Source organism: Neisseria sp. P0021.S005 (genome assembly GCF_051956955.1).
Genome location: NZ_JBQCWY010000300.1, coordinates 1 through 3640, shown reverse-complemented (window position 1 = coordinate 3640; position 3640 = coordinate 1). Strand labels below are relative to the sequence as shown.

Sequence of the window (3640 nt, the reverse complement as noted above, 5' to 3'; positions counted from 1 at the left end):
CCGGTGCTTAAAGCAGATGAACCGCCGCCTCCGCCACCACCGCATGCGGACAAGATGGCTGCGCTGATGGCTGTAAAAACGATGGTTTTAAGTTTGGTTTGGATGTTTGACATGAGATTCCCTGTATCGTTATTCGCTTGATGAAAAGGTCGGAGATATCGTTTATCTGATTTTTAAACCTTTAAAGCCCGATAATAACCATAAATCATAAAAAAATAAACAGATTGTTTGCATTTCTGTACAAAAATTAATCAAAGGGCAGGTGGTTGGGCAGGTGTTTTTTTAGTTAATTGTTTTATATGAATTTCTTTTAAATAGTTTAGTGAGTTCAATACTAGTCTGTTTCTTTTTAACAAACTTTTCAGACGGCCTTTTGAAGATAAAAAAGCAGTCGGACTTTATGGATGCTTTTCTCTCAACGGATCAGCGTATTTCCGTTAAAATACGCCTTCTTTTCAGATTCGAAACATTGCCATGCGCCTTACCCACATTAAACTCTCCGGCTTCAAATCTTTTACCGACCCGACCACGATTCATGTTCCGGGGCAGCTTGTTGCGGTTATCGGGCCGAACGGCTGCGGCAAGTCGAATGTGATTGACGCGGTGCGCTGGGTGTTGGGAGAGGCTTCGGCGAAGCAGCTTCGCGGCGAGAGTATGCAGGACGTGATTTTTAACGGTGCGGCAACGCGCCGTCCTGCGCCGAGAGCTTCGGTGGAGCTGGTGTTTGACAACAGCGACCACAGTTTGCAGGGGGCGTGGGGGCAGTATGCAGAGGTGAGCATCAAGCGGCAGCTGACGCGTCAGGGCGAATCGACTTATTTCATCAACAATCAGACCGTGCGCCGCCGCGACATTACCGATTTGTTTCTGGGTACGGGCGTGGGCGCGCGCGGTTATGCCGTTATCGAACAGGGGATGATTTCGCGCATCATCGAAGCGCGGCCGGAGGAGTTGCGCGCCTATATCGAGGAGGCGGCGGGCGTGTCCAAATATAAGGAACGCCGCAAGGAGACGGAAGGTCGTCTGAAAGACACGCGCGAGCATTTGCAGCGTTTGGGCGATTTGCAGAACGAGTTGGCGCGTCAGGTGGAAAAGCTGGAAAAACAAGCGGAAACCGCCGAACGCTACAAATCCCTGACCGCGCAGTTAAACCAACAACAGGATTTGCTTGATTACGCGCAATGGCAGCAATCGCTTGCCGCCGCCGACAAGGCGACCGCGCAGCATCAGTCTTTGCAGGCGCAGCAGGACGAAACCGCCGCGCAGGTTCAGGCGTTAAACGACGAAGTACACGCCTTGCAGACCGCCGAGCAGTCGCAGCAGCAGGCGGTACACGAATTGAGCAACAAACGCGGCGTGTTGCGCGAGCAGATTGCCCGTTTGGAAGAACAAATCCGCCATCAGCAAAACCTGCACCAACGCATCGAACGCGACAAGCAGGCGGCGCAGGCGCAGTTGCAGCGCATCCATCAAGAGCAGCAGCAAATCTGCGTCAAGCTGGAAGAAAACGAGTTATACGTCGAAGAAAAGCAAACCGAATTGGCGGAATGGGCGATGCAGGTTGCTGAACACGAAGAGCGTCTGCCCGAATTGGAAGAAGCCCAAGCCACGCTTAACGCCGCCTTCCAAACCCAGCAGGACGAGGCAAACCGCATCCGCCGCGAACTGGCGTTGAAGCAGCAGCAGCTTGCCCATGCCGAACAAACCGTTGCCAAGCACGAAGAGCGCAAAGGCCGTCTGAAGCAGGAAAACCAAGCCCTGAACCTGCCCGACGAAGCCGAAACCACAGCCGCGCAGGAAGCCGCCGCCTTGTTGCAAAGCCAGCAAGAGCATTACGAAGAGCAAATCATTGCCGCCGAAGAAGCCTTACACGCCGCCCGCGAGGCGTTTCAGACGGCCTCAAACCGCTTCCAAAGCCTGAAGCAGCAACACATCACCTTGCAGGCGCAGCAGCAGGCATTGTCGCAAATCCTGTCGCAACAGCAGGAAGCCGCCGACTTCTGGCAGGCAACCGACCACGCCGCCGCGCCGCAGCTGTGGCAACACATCACCGCGCCCGCCGAGTGGCAGCACGCCTTGTCCGTCATCCTTGCTGAACGCCTGCATGCCCGCGCCGTGCCGCACGGCTTCGTTCCCCCCGCACCTTTGCCGCAGGGGCAGGCGGCATGGCTTTCAGACGACCTCTCCGGCGGCTTCAAAAAATCCCTGCCCGTACAGGCATTGTTGAACCAAATCCAAGCGCAGCCGCCGTTTCAGACGGCATTGCACCACTGGCTCGACGGCGTATTGTGCGCGCCCGATTTGAGCTACGCCCTCGCGCATCAAAGCGATTTGGGCGCCCACCAAATCTGGCTCACGCCCGAAGGCCATCAGGTCGATAAAGTCAGCGTCCTGCTCTATGCCAAACCCGCGCAGGAAAGCCTGATTGCCCAAAAAGCCCGTCTCGACGGCATTGCGTCCGAACTGGAAAACCTCGCCCCCGAACTCTCCGCCGCCGAAGCCTCGTTCAAACAGGCGGAGGCAACCGTGCGCTCGTCCGAAGTGCAACATAAAAACCTGATGCAGCAGCAACAGCAGCATACGCGCCAATACAGCCAAGCGCAGCAACGCGCCGCCGAACTTTTAGCGCGCACCAACCAAGGGCAAATCCGCCGCGAACACATCGAGCGCGAACTGGCGCAGTTGGCGGAAGAGCAGACCGTGTTGCAACATACTTCAGACGGCCTTGCAGACGACATCGTTACCTTGCAAGAGGCCGCCGCTGAACTCGAACACCAGCAGCAAACCACCGCACACAGCCGCCAAGAGCAGCAAGGCCGTCTGAAACAGGCGCAGCTTGCCCTGTTGGAAGCCAACCGACAATACGGGCTGGCGGAAGTCGCCGTTCACAAGCTCAACCAGCAAAAACAAAACTACCAACAGCAAATTGCCCAGCTTGAACAGCAAACATTCGACTGGCAGGAACGCCAGCAAGAGCTTGCCCTCGCCTATGAAACCGAGTTCCAAAACGACGAGCAGCACATCAAGCTTGAAGAATTAAGCGAAGCCGTACAGACCTTGGACGAAGAATATATTGTTGTACAGGAGAAACTCGCGCAGATTCAGGAGCAGGGCAGGGAGCAATACGCTAAAGTGCAAACCCTGCAAACCAAGCTGCCGCAGCTTCAGGCCGCCACCCAAACCGCCCTGTTGCAGCAGCAGGAAGCCCTGATTAACGCCAAACGCTACCATCAAAACCTGACTGAACGCGCCGCCGATTTGGACGCGCTCGAAGCGTTGGCGAAAGAATCACCAAAAGTATTGAACAACAGCATCGGCAGCCTCACCCAGCAAATCGAAGCCCTCGGCGCCGTCAACCTCGCCGCCCTGCAAGAACTCGAAGAAGCGCGCGAACGCGACGGCTACTACCGCAGCCAAAGCGAAGACGTACAGGCCGCTATCGTGCTTTTGGAAGAAGCCATCGCCCAAATCGATGACAAAACCAAAGAGCGTTTCAAAGAAACCTTCGACGCTGTCAACGGCAAAGTCCAAACCTTCTTCCCGACCCTGTTCGGCGGCGGCGAAGCCACCCTCAAGATGATAGGCGACGACCTCCTGACCGCCGGCGTGTCCATCATGGCGCGCCCGCCCGGCAAGAAAA

The 3640-nt window shown here is 55.9% G+C and carries 1 protein-coding gene; it reads left to right on the top strand.

Annotated features, from left to right (window positions below; translation table 11 throughout):
- Positions 1–474 precede the first annotated feature (474 nt).
- On the top strand, positions 475–3640 hold a 3166-nt coding region (gene smc / locus ACTHUE_RS13060; RefSeq protein WP_440423670.1), incomplete at its 3' end, for a chromosome segregation protein SMC.